A 2641-nucleotide genomic window follows, 5' to 3' on the forward strand; every position below is an offset into this window, starting at 1 on the left:
GGCCACTGGCGCAAATCTGCACCATGGGCGAATTTGTACCATAGCTGAGGTCAGGGAGTCAAGAAAAAATTCCTATCCTGGAAAGCTATCGGCACAAAAGCTGCCGACACCGCCGGGCTGGCAGCCGCTTTTGTTAAGCTAAGCCTGGCGAGCCTGGGCGAAGCGTGACATCGCGACACGGCCGGTTTCGTGGACAGGAAAACGGCCTTCTGCTAATCGGTTGAATTGTCCCATGCCACGGAGAGACACATGCCCAGCAAGACCGAAAAACTCCTGTCGCTCCTCAACGGCCAGCCGGTCATCCCGGTGCTGAAGATCTCTGATATCGCCAATGCCGTGCCGCTGGCGCGCGCGCTGGCGCGTGGCGGCCTGCCGGCAATCGAGATCACGCTGAGGACCGCCGATGCGCTGGAAGCGATCCGGCGGGTCGCTGGTGAAGTCGAGGACGCCATCGTCGGCGCCGGCACCATCCTCGATGCGGGCCAGTTCGAAGAGGCCGCCAGCGCAGGCTCTCGGTTCATCGTCAGCCCCGGCATCACCCGCGAGCTTCTGTCGGCAGCCGCCGGCAGCGATGTTCCGCTGCTGCCCGGCGCCATCACGCCCGGCGAGATCATGGCCGCACGGGAAGCCGGCTTGCGCTTCCTGAAATTCTTCCCGGCCGAGCAGTCGGGCGGCATCGCTTCGCTGAAGGCCTTCGCCTCACCACTTGCCGATGTGAAATTCTGCCCGACCGGCGGCATCTCGGCCAAGAACGCGGCCGACTATCTAAGCCTTCCCAACGTGGTCTGCGTCGGCGGCTCCTGGGTGGCGCCCGATGACCTCGTCAAGGCCGGCAAGTGGGACGAGATCGAAGCCTTGGCGCGCGCCGCGAGCAAGCTTGCGAAATAAGGCTTCGGCCACGGCATGAAAAAACCCGGCCGACTCGCGTCAACCGGGTTTGCCAAATCGGCTCCGAACCGGATCAGCTACAGACCCGAACCTTTTCAACCACCCTGTGGTGATGCTTCCAGCTTGTGACCACCCTGGTGCGGCAGTGCTTCTTCATGTGCATATGGTCATGAGTCTTGACGACAATGGTCTCGGCCTGCGTAGGCGCGATGGCCGCCGAAGCGGTTGCCAATGCGATGACCGATGCCAATAGGATGTTCTTCATGGATCTCCCCGGGTTTGAACGAACCTGTATTAACCCGGGGAATAGGCCGACCGTTCCGGCTTCACGAGAAGTTCAGCCGCGCGTGACCGTGCAGGCTGGCCCGGTTCGCTGAACAGCAAAAAGCCGCGCTGGTTGCCCGGCGCGGCTTTGTCGATCGATTGGTCGTCATTTGGTCTGGAAGCGGGCTACCGACATGAACTTGACCGCGTTGCCGGTGAAGCGATTGGCATCGGCCACCTGGCTGCTCGGCTGGAAGCCGGCCGTGTAGACCTCGCTCGGCGGCGTGTGCACGATGCTGTAGGCGTAGCCCGGCGCCGTCGTCGCGCTTGAAACGGTGGCGACATGCTCGCCGCTGGTCAATGCCCAGCGGGCAGCCTGCGGTGCGGCTGCAACCACCATGGCCTTGGGGCCTGGCTTCAGGTCGCGGGCGGTGGCTCTCGATTCCTTGCGGGTCGTCTTGACGCCGGCGCCGATCGCGGCGGCCGGATCGGAACCGACTGGGCGGGCAACGACAGCATCGCGCGGCGATGCGGCGTTGGTGTCCGGATCGTTGAACGCCGAACGCGGCTCGGATCCCGACAGGGAAGCAAGCTGGTAATCGGCCGCACCGACCTGGGCATTGGCCTCGTCGAGCACGGCCTTGACCGCATCCGGCCTGGCCATCTCGGGCCGCGCCGTCGGCAGCACCGAGAACGCATCGGTCGCCGTCTTGCTTTGATCAGCCGTCTCGGCCAGCGCCATCAGCACATCCTTGCTGGGCGGCGCAGCCAGAGCGGCCGGCAGCGAATTGTCGGGACGCCATGTCGGCAACGGTATGTTGTTGACCGCGACCTGGGCCGGATTAGCCGAAGCCGTTGCATCGGCCACGCCGAAAGGAACGCTCGCCGGCGCATGCGCGGTCGCCACGGCCTGCTCGGTGGTGGCTGTCGCCTCCGCCATCGCAAAAGGAACGTTCTCAGGCTGCTGAGCGCCGACATCGGCTTTCGGCCGCGGTGCGAAATCCGGCAGCGGAACGCTTCGGGCCGGCAATGCGGCGATGATCGTCTCCGGCGTGTCCTCTTCCGGCTCCGGGGCCTGCTGCTCGGCCACCTGCGGAATCTCGGCGCGCCGCGCATTCTCCGGCGCCACGATGGCAATGCCCGGGAGGTTGCTGGTCTTGGCTGCCGCTGCCGGCTTCAGGTTTCTCGCTTTGGGCGGAGGGGCGGCCGAAGCGGTCTGAACATCGGCGCTGTCGTCGGCCTCGTCGTCGCCGCCGCCACCGAAGAAAGCCGACAGGAATCCACCTGATTTCTTGCCGCTGCCGCCAGCACTGGCCATTTCGATCGCCGGCGAGCCTGAACCCTTGCGCGCCTTGTAGGAGGCGAGCGCTTGCTCAAAGCCGGGCAGCGGCCTGCCGTCGCTCGGCACATGCAGCGTCTTGCCGTTGGGGAACAGGCTGACGAGTTCCTGCCGGCTGATACCGGGCCAATGGCGCACATTGCCGACATC

General features: G+C 65.1%; 3 protein-coding genes. 1 reads left to right on the plus strand and 2 read right to left on the minus strand.

Annotated features, from left to right (window positions below):
• Positions 1 to 249: 249 nt before the first annotated feature.
• The gene (locus tag EOD15_RS32380) at positions 250 to 888 is read left to right on the plus strand and encodes a 2-dehydro-3-deoxy-phosphogluconate aldolase (protein ID WP_127320189.1); all 639 of its coding nucleotides are present in this window, start codon (positions 250 to 252) and stop codon (positions 886 to 888) included.
• A 73-nt stretch (positions 889 to 961) separates the two neighbouring features.
• Here EOD15_RS32380 and EOD15_RS32385 read toward each other — a convergent pair whose 3' ends face one another.
• Positions 962 to 1153 carry a hypothetical protein gene (locus EOD15_RS32385; RefSeq protein ID WP_127320191.1) on the minus strand — a complete coding sequence of 64 codons (192 nt, stop codon included), beginning with the start codon at positions 1151 to 1153 and terminating at the stop codon, positions 962 to 964.
• Positions 1154 to 1318: 165 nt separating this feature from the next.
• On the minus strand, positions 1319 to 2641 hold a 1323-nt coding region (locus EOD15_RS32390), incomplete at its 5' end, for a peptidase M15 (RefSeq protein ID WP_127409212.1).

The sequence above is a fragment of the Mesorhizobium sp. M7A.T.Ca.US.000.02.2.1 genome (genome assembly GCF_003996995.1).
Taxonomy (GTDB): domain Bacteria; phylum Pseudomonadota; class Alphaproteobacteria; order Rhizobiales; family Rhizobiaceae; genus Mesorhizobium.